At 53.3% G+C, this 16,021-nt stretch carries 14 protein-coding genes; 3 read left to right on the forward strand and 11 right to left on the reverse strand.

Translation table 11 applies throughout. The features are described from left to right. The first annotated feature begins 222 nt into the window (after positions 1-222). On the forward strand, positions 223-1,503 hold the full coding sequence (gene csiE / locus GW579_RS08460) for a stationary phase inducible protein CsiE (RefSeq protein WP_165058505.1): 1,281 nt from the start codon (positions 223-225) through the stop codon (positions 1,501-1,503). Here csiE and GW579_RS08465 read toward each other — a convergent pair. Together GW579_RS08465 and glyA are read right to left on the reverse strand one after the other, a co-directional pair. Beyond that, positions 1,500-2,660, reverse strand: a complete 1,161-nt coding sequence (locus GW579_RS08465) for a 3-phenylpropionate MFS transporter (RefSeq protein ID WP_165058507.1) — start codon at positions 2,658-2,660, stop codon at positions 1,500-1,502. The two genes, csiE and GW579_RS08465, sit on opposite strands and share 4 nt — an antisense overlap. Positions 2,661-2,823: 163 nt before the next feature. Continuing rightward, positions 2,824-4,077, reverse strand: a complete 1,254-nt coding sequence (glyA, locus tag GW579_RS08470; protein WP_152324584.1) for a serine hydroxymethyltransferase — start codon at positions 4,075-4,077, stop codon at positions 2,824-2,826. Between the two features lie 343 nt (positions 4,078-4,420). Between glyA and hmpA the strand changes: the two genes are divergently transcribed. Further along, positions 4,421-5,611 carry an NO-inducible flavohemoprotein gene (hmpA, locus tag GW579_RS08475; protein ID WP_165058509.1) on the forward strand — a complete coding sequence of 397 codons (1,191 nt, stop codon included), beginning with the start codon at positions 4,421-4,423 and terminating at the stop codon, positions 5,609-5,611. 76 nt (positions 5,612-5,687) lie between these two features. Here hmpA and glnB read toward each other — a convergent pair whose 3' ends face one another. The 6 genes from glnB to GW579_RS08505 all read right to left on the reverse strand — a co-directional run bounded on the left by glnB (position 5,688) and on the right by GW579_RS08505 (position 12,875). Then, complete coding sequence (glnB, locus tag GW579_RS08480; protein ID WP_013574351.1) at positions 5,688-6,026, reverse strand: nitrogen regulatory protein P-II; 339 nt, start codon at positions 6,024-6,026, stop codon at positions 5,688-5,690. A gap of 153 nt (positions 6,027-6,179) precedes the next feature. Beyond that, positions 6,180-7,517, reverse strand: coding sequence for a two-component system response regulator GlrR (glrR, locus tag GW579_RS08485; protein WP_152324586.1), 1,338 nt, complete (start codon positions 7,515-7,517; stop codon positions 6,180-6,182). After that, complete coding sequence (gene qseG, locus GW579_RS08490; RefSeq protein WP_235937325.1) at positions 7,514-8,290, reverse strand: two-component system QseEF-associated lipoprotein QseG; 777 nt, start codon at positions 8,288-8,290, stop codon at positions 7,514-7,516. The genes glrR and qseG overlap by 4 nt, the downstream gene beginning before the upstream one ends. A 31-nt stretch (positions 8,291-8,321) precedes the next feature. Continuing rightward, a complete protein-coding gene (locus GW579_RS08495) occupies positions 8,322-9,758 on the reverse strand; it encodes a sensor histidine kinase (protein WP_165058511.1) in 1,437 nt (478 codons plus the stop codon). Between the two features lie 588 nt (positions 9,759-10,346). Beyond that, a complete protein-coding gene (gene mrdA / locus GW579_RS08500; protein WP_152324588.1) occupies positions 10,347-12,293 on the reverse strand; it encodes a penicillin-binding protein 2 in 1,947 nt (648 codons plus the stop codon). Positions 12,294-12,476: 183 nt separating this feature from the next. After that, positions 12,477-12,875, reverse strand: coding sequence for a hypothetical protein (locus GW579_RS08505; RefSeq protein WP_229893528.1), 399 nt, complete (start codon positions 12,873-12,875; stop codon positions 12,477-12,479). Positions 12,876-13,220: 345 nt separating this feature from the next. On the opposite strand from GW579_RS08505, the gene GW579_RS08510 reads away from it, so the two are divergent. Next, positions 13,221-13,997, forward strand: coding sequence for an alpha/beta fold hydrolase (locus tag GW579_RS08510; protein WP_152324589.1), 777 nt, complete (start codon positions 13,221-13,223; stop codon positions 13,995-13,997). 7 nt (positions 13,998-14,004) lie between these two features. On the opposite strand, the gene GW579_RS08515 is transcribed toward GW579_RS08510, so the two are convergent. From GW579_RS08515 to GW579_RS08525, 3 genes are all read right to left on the reverse strand, one after another. After that, positions 14,005-14,562, reverse strand: a complete 558-nt coding sequence (locus tag GW579_RS08515) for a DNA-binding protein (RefSeq protein WP_165058513.1) — start codon at positions 14,560-14,562, stop codon at positions 14,005-14,007. A gap of 51 nt (positions 14,563-14,613) precedes the next feature. Further along, the gene (locus GW579_RS08520; RefSeq protein ID WP_152324591.1) at positions 14,614-14,844 is read right to left on the reverse strand and encodes a hypothetical protein; all 231 of its coding nucleotides are present in this window, start codon (positions 14,842-14,844) and stop codon (positions 14,614-14,616) included. Positions 14,845-15,000: 156 nt separating this feature from the next. Continuing rightward, entirely contained in the window at positions 15,001-16,014 is a 1,014-nt protein-coding gene (locus tag GW579_RS08525; RefSeq protein WP_165058514.1) for an ABC transporter substrate-binding protein, read from the reverse strand. Positions 16,015-16,021: the final 7 nt, after the last annotated feature.

Raw genomic sequence — 16,021 nt, forward strand, 5'->3', positions numbered from 1 at the left:
AAAAGGGGCCGGTTCCTGTTCGGATTCAAAGTCACATCCCTATAAAGTGCCATGATATTGTTACTTAGTAACACTATTTTGCTGTGCAATTAAGCAGTCGTCAAAAATATCTGTGATCTGAGTTGTAAGCCGGAGTAAAACCCAATCCCGCGGCCTTATTGCGGGCATCCGCTTTGCTATGCTTGACTAATAATTTCAGGCGATACCTTTTTGGCAGGTGATATGAATCCAGAAAAACAGCCCTCCCCTGCGCTTTCCGCTACGCAACGCCGCTGCCACGTGTTGCTGATGCTGTACGCGCCGCTGACGGCGGTTCAGCTGGAGATCATCAGTGAAATTAACGGCGTCGGATTGACCACAACCTGGGAAGATCTGGCGGAAGTGACCTGTGAAATTCAGCGCATCCATCACCTGGATGTGTTGCAGTACAGTGAAAAACAGTGCCGCATTCAGGGTGACAGTCTCGCCCAGCGTCTGTGTTTATTTCAGGGCTTACGCCGCACCTTACGTATTTCACCGGATTTCGTCTCCCGCCACTTTATTCCCTGGCTGCACATCGCGTTTGAGGGCCAGACCTGCCCGAAGGCCGCGCTGCGCACCGACATTCTGGGCATGGTCCTGGAAGATTGCGGCGCGCTGTTGCCCAAACCGCTCAGCGGGCACGATCGCCAGCTGATGCAGATTTGCCTCCAGTATTGTTTATGGCAAAACGACCGCCCCACCGGCTTAAATTTCACGGAACAACAGCGCCGCTGGCTGCGGGAAAAACCGGAATACGCAGCAGCGCGTGAAATTTATGTTCAGCTGCAAAGCCTCAGTAACGGGTTGCTGGATGACTGCGAGTGCGAATTTTTTACCCTGATGCTGCGCATGTTAAAAAACCACAGTTACCAGAGTTCCGGTTCGACGGAAGATCAGCGTCTGCTGCTGGAAATTGAAAATATGGTGGCGCGCTTTCAGGAAATCGCCGGCATGAAATTCAGCAGCTACGAAGGGCTGGTCGGCCAGCTTTTCGCGCATCTCGGCCCGGCCATTGAGCGCTGCCATTTCGGTATTGGTATCGATAATCTGATGCAGGAAGAAGTGAACAGGATGTATCCGCGTCTGGTACGCACCACGCGCGAAGCGCTGAAAGGGTTTGAACACGAATACCTGATCAGTCTTTCAGAAGATGAAATCGGGCTGGTGGCGATTACGTTTGGCGCCTGGCTGATGCAGGGAAATGCCTTGCAGGAAAAACAGATTTTGCTGCTGACGCATAACAATCCGCAGCTGGAAGAAGCAGTCGAGCAGCAATTGCGCGAAGCCACGCTGCTGCCGCTCAATATCAAGTATCAGACGCTGGCAGATTTTTATCAGTTCGGTGCGCCGGGCGGCGTGGCGATGATTGTCACACCTTACGCCATCCGCAGCACCGACGCCGATCCTTTAGTCATCCACACTCAACTGCCGCTGGCGAAAGAGCAGCGAAAACGTATCCGCTCGCTGCTCGAAGCGCCCTAGCTGGCTGACGCCTCCGGTACGGACGGCGTGACCTGCGGACGCAGGAAAATCGCCGGTACCGCCAGCAGCGCCATCACCCAGAATAATCCGGCGTGAAGATGCTCGAACAGGAAGCCGGAAACCATCGTCATCACCGCCACGCCGCCGCCCATCGCCAGCGCGGAATACACCGATTGCAGACGGATCACCTGATCACGCGGACGCGCCGCGATAAACCGCATTCCCGCCAGATGGCAAACCGTGAACGTGCCGCAGTGTAAAATCTGAATCATAATCAGCCACGGCAGCCCGGTGAACGCGCCCATCATACCCCAGCGCACCACGCCGCAGATGGCGGAAAGTAACAACAGATCCCGCGCCGACCAGCGGCTGAAAAGCTGTTTGCTGAAGGTAAAGACCAGCACTTCCGCCACTACGCCCAGCGACCACAAATAGCCGATGGTGGTAGAGGAATAGCCGACATCCTGCCAGTAAATCGCACTGAAACCATAGTAAGCGGCATGTGCGCCCTGCAATAACGTCACGCATAACAGGAACCGCCAGACCGGTTTTTCGCCGAGCAATGCTTTCCATGAAATGGCCGGTGCGCCGCTGGTTCGTGGTTCACCGACCGGTTTCACACTCGGGCGCAGCAACATCCCCAGTAGCATTGCCGCCACGCCAGCCGTCAGCGTATAGAGGATTGCGTTATGCCCGTAGACCTCAACCAGTTTGCCGGTGACCGCCGAGCCAATCACAAACGCAATCGAGCCCCAGACGCGCACTTTGCCGTAATCCATATTGATCTGGCGTTGCAGCGTGCCCGCCAGCGCATCGGTCAGCGGCACCAGCGGGCCGAAGAACAGGCTGAAACCGGCGATATTGATCATCAGCCATGCCCAGCCGTTGCCGAACCAAAAGCCGACCGCAAACGCCAGCGTGAGCAACGCCAGGATCCTCAAACCGGTGATGAGATGCGAAGGGTCTTTGATGGAAGGCGAAATGATTAACGTGCCGAGAAAACGGGCGACTAAACCAGCGCCAAGCAACAGGCCGATGCTTTCGGAGGAAATGCCCTCGCCCTTTAGCCACAAACCCCAGAAGGGAAGGAAAATACCGTAACTGAAAAAATAGGTGAAATAACTGAGTGCAAGCCAGCGCGTGGAACGCAATTCCATAAATCCTCCGGTGTGAGGCCAATACTTTGACAAAGCTCACAATCGCTAGCAATCCGCAGACGCTTTATTACTCCAGTAATGTCTGCCAGCTCACAAATTCTGATACATGCCCATAAAAAAACCCGCCGGAGCGGGTTTTAGCAGCTTTACGGCTTCGCAAATATTACGCGTAAACCGGGAAGCGTGCACAGATGTCGAGAACTTTCTGTTTAACGCGTTCGATAGTGGCTTCATCGTTCACGTTGTCCAGCACGTCGCAGATCCAGCCAGCCAGTTCACGCGCTTCAGCTTCTTTAAAGCCACGACGGGTGATAGCCGGAGTACCGATTCGCACGCCTGAAGTCACGAACGGGCTCTTCGGATCGTTAGGCACGCTGTTTTTGTTGACGGTGATATTAGCGCGACCCAGTGCAGCATCGGCTTCTTTACCGGTCAGGTTTTTATCAACCAGATCCATCAGGAACAGGTGGTTGTGAGTGCCGCCGGAAACCACTTTGTAGCCACGATCCAGAACCACAGCCACCATTGCCTGGGCGTTTTTAGCCACTTGCTGCTGGTAAGTTTTGAACTCAGGTTCCATCGCTTCTTTCAGTGCTACCGCTTTACCGGCAATCACGTGCATCAGCGGGCCGCCCTGGCCGCCAGGGAAGACGGCGGAGTTCAGTTTTTTGTAGAACTCTTCGTCACCGCCTTTCGCCAGAATCAGACCGCCGCGCGGGCCAGCCAGCGTTTTGTGCGTAGTGGTGGTCACGATGTGCGCGTGCGGAACCGGGTTCGGGTAAACGCCCGCAGCAATCAGACCGGCAACGTGTGCCATATCGACGAAGAAGTACGCGCCAACGCTGTCTGCGATTTCGCGCATTTTTGCCCAGTCAACGATACCGGAGAAGGCTGAGAAGCCGCCGATGATCATTTTTGGTTTGTGTGTTTCGGCCTGACGCTTAACGTCGTCATAGTCGATGTCGCCGCTTTCGTCGATGCCGTAAGGCACTACGTTATACAGTTTACCGGACAGGTTGACCGGTGAACCGTGTGTCAGGTGACCGCCATGGCCGAGGTTCATCCCCAGAATGGTGTCGCCCGGTTGCAGCAATGCGGTGTAAACCGCGAAGTTCGCCTGTGAGCCGGAGTGTGGCTGAACGTTAGCGAAATCTGCACCGAACAATTCTTTTGCGCGGTCGATAGCCAGTTGTTCAACGATGTCGACGTACTCACAACCACCGTAATAACGTTTGCCCGGGTAGCCTTCGGCATATTTGTTGGTCAGCTGCGAACCCTGAGCCTGCATAACGCGCGGGCTGGTATAGTTTTCTGACGCAATCAGCTCGATATGTTCTTCCTGGCGAACAACTTCTTTTTCCATTGCTGCCCACAGCTCAGCATCATAATCGGCAATGTTCATTTCACGCTTTAACATCCGCATCTCCTGACTCAACAAACTAAAAATAAACGCCCCTTCCGGGTTCTGCGCAACAGTGTAAATGTTTAGGCCGCCTTCGGATAGGGTCAGTTTCAGGTTTTTAAGCAAACGATTGGCTCCAGATACAGCAAGGCTTTGATCTGCGAACCTCTGCCCATAATCAAGGGATAAATTTTCAACTGAACATGCTCAAATTTCAGCTTTGTGACTCAGCCCTCACCGCACACGTCACCTTAAAAAGCCCTTACCCCTTTAGGGGGTGTTTACAGAAATTGTGGATTTATATAAGATGCATTTAAAATACATGTTTAATGAAATTTAAAAAGACACGGAGTTCACTATGCTTGATTCAGCCACTATCGCTACCGTTAAATCCACCCTTCCTTTGCTCGCAGCAACCGGCCCGAAACTGACCGCACACTTCTATGACCGCATGTTCGAACACAATCCCGAGCTTAAAGACATCTTCAATATGAGCAACCAGCGCAACGGCGATCAGCGTCAGGCGCTGTTTGATGCCATCTGCGCCTATGCCACCAATATTGAAAATCTGGCTGCACTGTTACCGGCGGTTGAACGTATCGCGCAAAAACATACCAGTTTCATGATCCGGCCTGAGCAATACGATATTGTCGGCGGTCATCTGGTGGCGACTCTGGATGAAATGTTCAGTCCGGGTCAGGAAGTGCTGGATGCGTGGGGCAAAGCCTACGGCGTTCTGGCGGGCGTATTTATCAATCGTGAAGCAGAAATCTATAAAGAAAGCGCCGAAAAAACCGGTGGCTGGAGCGGCACCCGTGAATTCCGTATTGCCGAAAAACAACCGCAAAGTGAGCTCATCACCTCTTTCCTGCTGGAACCTGTAGACGGATTACCGGTAGTGGATTTCCAGCCGGGACAATATCTGGCGGTGTATATCCGCGATGCTTCCCTGGAAAATCAGGAAATCCGTCAGTATTCCCTGACGCAGGCACCGAACGGCAAAACGTACCGCATCGCGGTAAAACGTGAAGGTCAGGGCGCGGTGTCCAACTTCCTGCATCACTTTGCGCAGCCGGGCGACATCATTCATGTTGCCGCACCGCACGGTGATTTCTTTATGGATGTCGGCGAGGCCACACCGGTCGCGCTGATTTCCGCCGGTGTCGGTCAGACACCGATGTTAGGCATGCTCAACACGCTGGCGCAGCGTGGCCATAAAGCGCCTGTTCAGTGGCTTCACGCCGCCGAAAATGGCGCGGTTCATGCATTTGCCGGTGAAGTGAAAAGCGCGCAGACGCAACTCCCGCAGTTGGAAAGCCATGTCTGGTATAACCAGCCCCGGACGAATGACTTGCCAGGCGAAGATTTTCAATACCAGGGACTAATGGATCTGAGCAAAGTCAGCGATAAAATCAGTGATCCGGCGATGCACTTCTACCTGTGCGGTCCGGTGGGCTTCATGCAGTTTGCCGCAAAACAACTGCTGGCACTGGGCATTGCCGAAGCCAACATTCACTACGAATGTTTCGGCCCGCATAAAGTCATCTGACTTTGAGAATACCCGCGCTGAAAAGCAAAAAGGCTGACGCAATGTCAGCCTTTTCTGTTTCAGACGCGCAATGAAATCAGATTGCTTCTTCGTCCTGCTCGCCGGTGCGGATCCGCACTACGCGCGCCACGTCGAACACGAAGATTTTGCCATCGCCGATTTTGCCGGTCTGCGCGGTAGTCATGATAGTTTCAACACAGGTATCCACGATGTCATCTGCCACAACAATCTCGATTTTTACTTTTGGCAGGAAATCGACCATGTATTCCGCACCACGGTACAGTTCGGTATGACCTTTCTGACGACCAAAACCCTTCACTTCGGTCACGGTCATCCCGGTGATCCCAACTTCAGCCAGTGCTTCGCGGACGTCGTCGAGTTTGAACGGCTTGATAATCGCATCAATCTTTTTCATGGCGGACCCTTATAATCATTCGTTTGCTCTCCGCCTTCCTGAGCGGCAGCATGGTTCACAGTCTAGTTTCGGATGCCGTAGCATGCGAAGGCGCTAAAGGTATCATAGTTCAGCGGCAGGAATGTACCCGATGCCGCTGAAAGTAAATTCCCGTTACTCTTTAAAATCCGTGGCTTCCAGCTCGTGGCGGGAAAGCAACTTGTAAAATTCGGTGCGGTTACGCCCGGCAATACGGGCGGCCTGCGTCACATTGCCTTTGGTAATTTGCAGCAACTTACGCAGATAATTCAGTTCGAACTGATTACGCGCATCGGCAAACGTCGGCAGCGCAGTGTTCTCGCCTTCCAGCGCCTGCTGAACCAGCGCTTCACTGATGACCGGCGCAGAAGTCAGCGCAACACATTGCTCAATCACGTTCACCAACTGACGCACATTGCCAGGCCAGCTCGCCGCCATCAGCCGTTTCAGCGCATCGGTGGAAAAACTGCGGACGAACGGCTTGTGCCGCTGCGCCGCCACGCGAAGCAGGTGATTTGCCAGCAGCGGAATGTCTTCCGCCCTTTCGCTCAGCGTTGGCAATTTCAGGCTCACGACGTTCAGACGATAAAACAGATCTTCGCGGAACTCGCCTTTTTCCATCGCTTTAGGCAAATCGCGGTGCGTGGCAGAAATAATCCGCACATCGACGTCGATATCCTGATTGCTGCCCAGCGGGCGGACTTTACGCTCCTGCAAAACGCGCAGCAGTTTGACCTGCAATGACAGCGGCATATCGCCGATTTCATCGAGGAACAACGTACCGCCGTTGGCTGCCTGGAACAGCCCTTCACGGCTGCTGACCGCACCGGTAAACGCGCCTTTGGCGTGGCCGAATAATTCAGATTCCAGCAACTGTTCCGGCAGCGCGCCGCAGTTGATGGCGATAAATGCGTTCTTTCCGCGCGGGCTGGCGCCGTGGATCGCCTGTGCCAGCACTTCTTTACCCGTTCCACTCTGGCCGTTGATCAGCACGCTGACGTCAGACTGCGCGACCATATTGGCCTGCTCCAGCAAACGCAACATCAACGGGCTGCGGGTCACAATCGACTCGCGCCAGCTTTCATCCACCGACGGGCTGGACTGTGCCAGTGCTTCATCAATGGCTCTATACAGCGCATCGCGGTCGACCGGTTTGGTGAGAAACCCGAAAACGCCCTGCTGTGTGGCGGCAACCGCGTCGGGAATCGAGCCGTGCGCCGTCAGAATAATGACCGGCATTCCCGGCTGGAATTTCTGGATTTCAGCGAACAACGCCATGCCATCCATTTCATCCATGCGTAAATCGCTCAGCACCAGATCGATTCGTTCACGGTGCAATACGCGCAACGCTTCAGCACCGCTTTCAGCGGTGGTGACACGAAAACCTTCACTGGTCAGACGCATGCCCAGCAGCTTTAACAGGCTGGGATCGTCGTCCACCAGCAACAGGCTGGCTGCTTTACGTATCGTCATTTTGCGTTCGATTCCTTTGGAGGCGGCACGTAGGTTTCTGCCGGTTTCACCGTGGATCCGGTGGCCGGTTTTGACGACGAGGTCGCGTCGTTGTCCGGCAGATCGCCCTGGATCTGCTTACGCGAGGAAAGCTGACGCTCGATATCGGTCAGGTTTTCCAGCTTGCGGCGGGTATCGGCTAAATTATTTTCCAGCACCAGTTGTTCGGCAGTCATCAGCTGAAGTTTGTCTTCATTGACAGTCTGCTGGCGTGCGTTGCGGGCTTTTTCATCACCGAGCACAACTTGCAGATTCTGACGCTCACGCCACAACTGCACCAGAGGACGAATGGATCCCGGCATCTGACCACGGAATTCGCTCACTTTAGCCAGCAATGCGCGGCGCTGTTGTTGATCCGGTTCAGCACCTGACAGCAGAATACTTTGTTTGAAAGCCTGCTGCCAGTTGGTCGCCGAAATCTGCTGTGCCTGGAAACGCGCCTGTGCATCGCTCATACGATCGGCGCAATCCATCGCCCGCAGCCAGTACAGTGAGTTGGTCATCGCTTCGCTGTCATCAAGCGCCCAGAGGGTTTCGCAGGGTGCGATGCGGAAGTCGATCACTTTGCTGTCAGGGACAATCTGGTCGGAAACTTGCTGGTAATAACGGTTATCGGCGGAATGTTGCACACAGCCCGCCAGCGCCAGTGGCGCACTCAGAAGGAGAACCCGGCGGCGAGCGACGGCGCGCACCAGACGGGAAACGAATTTCGACATAAAGGTTAATGCGTTCATTGGCCGCACCAGCCTGCAAATAGGATCATTATCAATTTTTCTCAGCCGTCAGGGGCAATTCAATGCGAAAACAAACGTCCGCACCTTCAACGGCAACCAGTTGCAGCTCTCCATGCATGCGGCGAATGCAGTCCTGAGCAATGCTCAATCCCAGACCGCTGCCTTTTACAGCCCCTTTTCGTTGCTGGCTACCCTGGTAAAAAGGTTCAAAAATCATCACGCGCTCGGCTTCGGGGATCGGGGTTCCGGTGTTTGCCACCTCAATAACCACCCGCCCTGCTTCTTCCCGGCTGCGGACCCAAATAGTACCGGATTCAGCCCCGTAGTGCACCGCATTGGAATAGAGATTATCCAGCACGCGCTTAAGCAGTGTAGGTTCCGCCAGACATTGTGACGCTTCGATAACGACTTCGCTGCGGATCTTTTTGGCGCGCGCGGGCAGACTGTTCGCTATCACGACGTCATTCACTAAGGTTTTCAGATCGACAGCCACGCTCAGCGCGGGCGCATCTGCCAGTTTGCGGTTGTAATCGAGCAATTGTTCGATCAGCGTTTGCAGGTGACGGCTGCTGCTGTTGAGTATCGCCACCACGTCTTTTTGATCCGGCGTCAACGGTCCGGCGACTTCATCGGCCAGTAGCTCCGTGCCTTCGCGCATGCTGGCGAGCGGCGTTTTGAGCTCATGGGAAATGTGACGTAAAAATTCGTGTCGCTGTGATTCCAGCCACGCCAGACGTTCACTCAGCCAGACGATACGCTGCACCAGAGAACGGATTTCGCGCGGGCCTTTAAACCGCGTGACATCCCCCAAATTACGCCCTTCGCCCAGCCGGTTGATCATTCTCTCCACGCCTTTCACCGGCCCGATAATCATACGGGTAAACAGCACCACCAGCGCCCCGCTGAGCAGAAACAGCACCAGCGCCTGCCAGCCAAAGAACTGGCCGCGTTCGGCAATCGCACGCTGAAGTTGCTGGCCGCGGGAAAAGACCACTTCACGGGTCGCCTGAACCATTTCGGCATTCGTGCGCGAAAAATTTTCCAGCCGCGCGGAAGAGTCATTATCCGGCGCATTATTGTGGCAGATGGGTTCGGTCAGCTGCGTCAGCAATGTGCGCAGCGTCTGGTAGTAACGTAAATCCGGCAGAACAGAGGCGTGCGCATCCAGCAGCTGCGAATATTGTTTATGCTGATTCTGATAAAGGCGGGAAAGCGTCGGATCGTCGAGAACGCAATACTGGCGATAGCTGCGTTCCATTTCCAGCGCGATGCTGGACATGGATTCGCTGCGGCGCGCATCGCTTAATGTCGTGCGGTTAATATGCGCCGCCTGACGGCTGAGCTGGTCGAGGCTGTCATAAGCCTGCCAGGCCAGCACCAGTAACGGCAACAGAACTAACAGGAACGCCATCAATACCAGCTGACGTAAAGAACCGGGGAATAAACGTCCTCTTTTCAACGCATTCATCTCATTTTCCACAGATAAAGCATGCTAACTGACAACGGTTTGAACAGCCAGTGCGTCACAGAGATTGTGAAAGAGGATTTGAAAGAAACAGGAAGCATCCGAAGGAGTGGTATTGCTGGATATCCTGATGGATATCCAGCAAACCGGAAGAGGTGGTGCCTCACTCAACGTGTCGTTCGATGCTTGATAACGTGCTTACGCAACGATTATCGGTGGGGTGAACGATAGGCACCGTTTCTTTGGCGTCATTCGGGCATTATGAGCATATCAACGCTTTCGCGTGAGCAAGTCATAATCAGGTGAATGAGCAACTGCCAGAATATAGCACGAAGCGTGCCAGTTATAATATTTAAATTACATGTAACTGATAGTTAACAACTTTTATTTATCAGTGAAGATCTCATTCAAAAAATGGCTGCGATCTTTGCATAAAAATCACGCTTGCTGTCGTCATTTCCCAACATGTTTTTTACTTAAATATAAAGTTGTTTTTAATCATTTGCTTAAATGTCGCCAAATGGCGACACAACAAACTGCATCTGTCGCCATTTAATGACATCACGTTATCAGTGATTGATTAAGAGCCTGTCAGTGCTCGCTGAACCCCAGTGAATTCGGGGTTGGTACCGGTTGTTCGCAGTCTGCCGGATTGTCTGCTTTCGCCGGGTCACACATCGTGGCCTGCGGCGGCAGGAAGATATGGTCAAGAATGGCGCGCGCCGTCGGCCCGGCGACCACGCCATCGCCCCCACCGTTCTCCATAATAAGCGCCATCACCACTGTCGGATGTTTATAGGGCGCAAATGCCGTATAGAAAATATGGTCACGCAGGCGGACAGGCGTCATTTTGGCGTTATAGACCTGATTCTCGCGCAGGCTGAATACCTGAGACGTCCCTGATTTCGCGGCGATCTGATAAGGCGCGGTGTGGAAGAGTTTATAACCGGTACCGTTCGGGAAATTCGCCATTCCGAACATACCGTTTTTCACTATTCCCCAGATTGGCGATTTGCCATCGGCAATTTGCTGCGTCGGCGGCATTTTATAGGGCGTAATCACTTTTCCGCTTTTTGAAGAATAGAGCAGATGCGGTGTTTCAAGTTTGCCGTTATTCACCAGCGCGCTGAGCGCACGCACCATCTGGATTGGCGTCGCAACCCAATAACCCTGGCCGATGCCCACCGAAACGGTATCCCCCTGATACCAGCCTTTTTTATGAACCTTCATCTTCCATTCGCGGCTTGGCAGAACACCATTATATTGCTCGTCGAGATCGATACCGGTGGACTGCCCGTAACCGAACTTGCTCAGCCAGGTATGAATGCGGTCGATGCCCATTTCATACGCCACCTGATAGAAGAACGTATCGGCGGATTCTTCGATGGCTTTGGTGACATTCAGCAGGCCGTGGCCGGTTTTCAGCCAGTCGCGGTAATGACGCTCGGTGCCCGGCAGCGTCCAGGTCGGTGCGCCGAAGAAAGTGGTTTGCGGTGTAATCACCCCTTCAAATAAGGCAGACGTTGCCATGAACGGTTTAACCGTCGAGGCCGGAGGATACAGTCCCTGTGTCACGCGGTTAATCAGTGGCAGATCCGGGTTTTTCAGCAACGCGCTGTATTCTTTACTGGAAATTCCGTTCACAAACGGATTCGGATCATAACTCGGGCTCGAGACCATTGCTTTGATGCCACCATCCCGCGGATCCATCACCACCACGGCGGCGCGTTGCCCTTTCAGGACTTTCTCGATGTACTGCTGTAGACCGAGATCCAGCGTCAGGTAGATATTTTGCCCGGCCTGCGGTGGCACTTCTTTGAGAAGGCGCACGACGTGCCCGTGGTTATCCACTTCCACTTCCTGATAACCCGTGCGGCCATGCAGAATATTCTCGTAATACTTTTCAACGCCCTGTTTACCAATATCGTGGTCAGCCGCGTAGTTCTCCGCAATTCCTTCTTCATCGAGGCGTTTCGCGTCTTTATCGTTGATTTTCGACACATAACCGACGACATGCGCCAGCTCCGCACCGTACGGATAACGACGCTGCTGATAAGTACTGATTGAAACACCGGGGAAATCAAACTGGTTCACAGAAAAACGGGCGACTTCGACGTCGGTCAGCGCCAGTTTTAACGGTATTTGCGCGAAGTGACGGCCATGAATCATCGCGTCATGGAAGCTGTCCAGATCGTCCTGCGTCAGATCGACAATGGGTTTGAGTGCATTCAGGGTTGCTTTAAGATCCGGCACTTTTCCGGGGATCACCTGAATCTGGTAAAGCGTAATATTTTGCGCCAGCACCACGCCATTGCGGTCCATGATCAACCCGCGGCTCGGGGCAATCGGCAGCATTTTGATGTCATTCTGATTCGAGCGGGTCTGGTAAAAATCATGCATTCCGACCTGCAAATGATACAGATTGAAGACCAGAGCGGCAGACATTAAGGCCACAACCAGAAACGCGATCACGGCGCGACGAACGAAAAGGACGGACTCTGCGGTATGGTCGCGGATTTCGTCGTTAAGTAAGGCCATAAGCGGGCAAATACCTTTATTGTCTGCTTCTTAAAGCGGGCGAAAAAAAGAAAAATTCGGGGCTGGAAAAGTGCGCAAGGATAGCCCGTCGGGAAACGGGCGACTATAAGAAGTGTGCTAATGAAGTGGCAGGAGTGTTTCTATTTATTAACGACAGGTTATTCCGGCGAAATATGCCGCGCATCACTTCGCCGTGTTGACCTTGCAGTCGCCATAAACATAACCTTCGGTTTGCGTCGCAACCACGAAGCTGTCTTTTACATGGATATACATCAGATTATCCTGCGCACCGGCTTTCATCGGCTGATTGTCTTTACCGATAATGTCCGTCAGTTCAGGACTGGTCACCATTTTGCTGCCGTCCGGGGAAAAACTGAACGTATTTCCGGCGTCATAAACACGCGCATCTTTATTCACAACTTCAGAAACATCATTGCCGTCATCCGACTGCGTATGATGCGTTAAAACACATTGATACTGCGTGACAGCCGATGCTGAAAACGACGCCAGCGCCAAGACAACCGCCACACAACCGCCTAACCTGACCATCAGATAAATCCATAAAGTGAGCAAGAGTTCCATGCTATCACTTGGCTGCCCGATGAAAAGAGCCCGCAAAAGATATTTTCACGGGCTAAATACTTTAAGCCAAATTCGGGACTGTACGCGGTATGAACGGCGTTTTTTTAGACAAATATGAAGCTACATGCAGAGGATCCGCTGACGATTATCGCTACTGATTACCCCGCCGGAGGCGGTCGGGAATATTCCAAAATTTAACTGAAACAGAAATCTGATAAATGAATGCGTGAACACTTCGAAGTAAAACGGATGGCTCTGTTCGTTTACTTGTTTTTTGTACTGCTGCTCAGAAAAATCCTGCCTATAATCCGCAGATTGCACTTGAGCAGTTAACAAAGGATTGAGATGAAATCTTTCAAAGTACCCGGAACGGAAATGGTCTTACGTTTCCATGAGTTGTCAGGTCTGGGCGTCCCGCTGGTCTTTATCCACGGTCTGGGATGCGCGGCATCCTGCGATTTCCCACGCGTCGCGACCGATGCATCACTGCGCCCGCGCCGTTCGTTCCTGCTGGATTTAGCCGGTTCCGGTTTCAGTGATAAACCGCAGGATTTCAGCTACAGCCTGCAGGATCATACGCTGTGCGTCATCGCATTACTGGAAAGCCTCGGCGTACCGCAGGTCAATTTAATCGGCCACAGCATGGGCGGCAGTATTGCCATCATGGTAGCGGCGCAGCGGCCTGACCTGATTCAGCGCCTGATTGTTGCTGAACCCAATCTCGATGCAGGCGGCGGAATATTCAGCCGCGCAGTCGCGGAATATTCAGAAGAAGACTATCTGGCTAAAGGCCACGCGCATCTGATTAATGTCGCCGTGCGCAGCAATGATCCCGTCTGGGCGGGATCGATGAGCGTGGCGTCTCCGCTGGCCATTCACCGCCAAGCCGTCGGGCTGGTCAATGGCGAACCGACGTCGTGGCGCGAACAGCTCTACAACCTGGAAATGCCGGCCACCGTTTTGTTTGGCGAGTTTTCACTGCCAGAACCTGATGTCGCGATTTTGCCTCAGCATGGTGTGCATACCACCGTGGTACCGCAGGCAGGTCATTCGATGATGTGGGAAAATCCCACCGGCGTCGCGGCGGCAATCAATGCGGCGCTGAATGCAGAAGTTTTATAAGTACGTATTACAAATCGGTCATTTCATTCTGATGCTCAAGCAGGTGTGCAAATTGCTTAACCTGTTTGGGCTCAGAAGAAGAACGTAACTGTAGCGCCAGATTGATATTTTCCAGGATGCGGGAACCTTCCACACGATGATCTCCGGCGGGTAATCTTCCCTCTGCGACCAGCCAATCCACCACACTCTTCCAGCGCCAGAGCGGTGAGTTTCCTTTGAGCCGCTGAACAGGGTTAGGGAAATTACGGGATCCGCGAGATCCGTCTTTCAATAATGCCACCGACTGGCGGGTCAGCCCGGTCAGGTCCGCAATATCGCTGAGCCCGACCAGCGCCGAATCGACCGACTCGACACGTGCATTCAGGCCCGCAGATTCAATATCCCGGATCGCCGTCAGCAGCGCTTTCGCGAATGAAGTGCTTTCCCGGTCAAATTCCAGATAGACCGACGTTCCATAGAAAGAAATCAGCGCGTCATCGCAGCCGCTCTCAAAGAGCGCATCTTCCAGTTTTTCTGTATCAGATGTAACGCCTGAAAGCGTCAGCGTGAAGTTAAAAGGTGCCACAAAACCTCGTTGTCCGGATAATTGCTAAAAAGGCGGTTTCCCGCCTGAGTGTTATGTCTTATCAGGAGAACAATGATCAACCCTTCTGATAATTTGCACGGCATGGTTTTCCGGATTTCGCGGGGTAGACCAGATGCTCATCATATGTTCGCGATGTGCAGGAATACCGCAACGAACCCGTCCGAAACAGTGTGAACTGCTGCCGCCAGCGACAAAATGCCAGCCTTTAGAAATGGCATATTCAACGGCTGCGTGAATATGCTTATTAGGATGCGCCTTCATTGGCCTCCTGTGGCTGTAGTATAATCACCCGTTGACATTCGTCAACAGCCATATGCATACGTCCTCATGCACGCCGGAAGTGTATCCCCGCATCAGTGGCGAAAACCTTGAAAAAATGACATTAGGAAAAATATATATCCTCACCTGATTTCGCCCTCAAAACTCTCCTGCGATAATCTCCTCCGCTTCCCCTGGCGTCAGCGGATAATCGAAGAACCGGCTGTAGAAATCCTGCGTCGCTTTCACAATATCCAGCGTCGGGAAAAGCTGCGGATGCAGTTTTTGTGCAACCCACTGGATCTGTAATGCCGTTTCAGTGCCGTAGCGATCCCACGGGAAAACGCCTGCCGGATTTCGCCACACACGCCCCGCTTTCACTGCGTCCAGCAATGCAAACTGGCTGGCATAAGCGGAGGTTGAGATATCCCCGGCACTGGCCGCCAGAATGATCACATCCGGTTGCCACGCCAGCAGTTGCTCGGCAGAAACCGGCTGCATGTTGCCCTTCAGCCCTTCGGCGGCATTCCGGCCACCGGCGACGCGGATCCACTGGTCAATCAGCGTATCGCTGCCATCGACTTTCAGCGGATTAAGTGACTGAATGTGCAGCACTCGCGGGCGTTGCTGTTGGGTCAGACTTGCCGTTTTTGCGCTGATGGCCTGAAGATTGTCGTCAAGATAATGAATGTAATCTCCGGCACGCTGCGCCGCCTGAGGCGTTCCCAGCACCTGCGCGGTTGTGCGCAGGGAATGTTTCATTGAATCAAAATCGGTAAATTTCATTTCGATAACCGGTAAACCCGCCTGCCGCAAGGCCACCGCATCCCGGTTGCCCGCGCTGACAAACACCACATCCACTTTTTCCGCCAGCAAACTTTCGGCATTAAACGTGGTGCCTTTTACCGACAACGCCTGATTCAGCGAAGGCTGAACGCGGAACATCCACGGCTGACTTTCCGGATGATTGACCGTCGCCACAATCTTGCCGCCCGCGCCCAGCGTCATCAGCAAAGAATGATGTGCGTACCAGGCGTCGGCGATCCGGTCAGTTTTCGCGGGCAGAATAACCTGATGGCCCGCATCATCAGTCACTTCGCGGGTGGCGCTGTAGCCGCTCAGGCTTAGCAGGCTCAGCGCGCCCGCCAGAATCAAACGTGTCGGTAATTTCATTTTATCC

The organism is Rahnella contaminans, from assembly GCF_011065485.1.
GTDB lineage: Bacteria > Pseudomonadota > Gammaproteobacteria > Enterobacterales > Enterobacteriaceae > Rahnella > Rahnella contaminans.

Excerpts from the sequence above, each read along its gene's own strand:
- hmpA (WP_165058509.1), top strand. The coding sequence starts at position 4,421 with ATGCTTGATTCAGCCACTATCGCTACCGTTAAATCCACCCTTCCTTTG.
- csiE (WP_165058505.1), top strand. The coding sequence starts at position 223 with ATGAATCCAGAAAAACAGCCCTCCCCTGCGCTTTCCGCTACGCAACGC.
- GW579_RS08465 (WP_165058507.1), bottom strand. The coding sequence starts at position 2,660 with ATGGAATTGCGTTCCACGCGCTGGCTTGCACTCAGTTATTTCACCTAT.
- glnB (WP_013574351.1), bottom strand. The coding sequence starts at position 6,026 with ATGAAAAAGATTGATGCGATTATCAAGCCGTTCAAACTCGACGACGTC.
- glyA (WP_152324584.1), bottom strand. The coding sequence starts at position 4,077 with ATGTTAAAGCGTGAAATGAACATTGCCGATTATGATGCTGAGCTGTGG.
- glrR (WP_152324586.1), bottom strand. The coding sequence starts at position 7,517 with ATGACGATACGTAAAGCAGCCAGCCTGTTGCTGGTGGACGACGATCCC.
- qseG (WP_235937325.1), bottom strand. The coding sequence starts at position 8,290 with ATGAACGCATTAACCTTTATGTCGAAATTCGTTTCCCGTCTGGTGCGC.
- GW579_RS08520 (WP_152324591.1), bottom strand. The coding sequence starts at position 14,844 with ATGAAGGCGCATCCTAATAAGCATATTCACGCAGCCGTTGAATATGCC.
- GW579_RS08495 (WP_165058511.1), bottom strand. The coding sequence starts at position 9,758 with ATGAATGCGTTGAAAAGAGGACGTTTATTCCCCGGTTCTTTACGTCAG.
- GW579_RS08525 (WP_165058514.1), bottom strand. The coding sequence starts at position 16,014 with ATGAAATTACCGACACGTTTGATTCTGGCGGGCGCGCTGAGCCTGCTA.
- GW579_RS08505 (WP_229893528.1), bottom strand. The coding sequence starts at position 12,875 with ATGGAACTCTTGCTCACTTTATGGATTTATCTGATGGTCAGGTTAGGC.
- GW579_RS08510 (WP_152324589.1), top strand. The coding sequence starts at position 13,221 with ATGAAATCTTTCAAAGTACCCGGAACGGAAATGGTCTTACGTTTCCAT.
- mrdA (WP_152324588.1), bottom strand. The coding sequence starts at position 12,293 with ATGGCCTTACTTAACGACGAAATCCGCGACCATACCGCAGAGTCCGTC.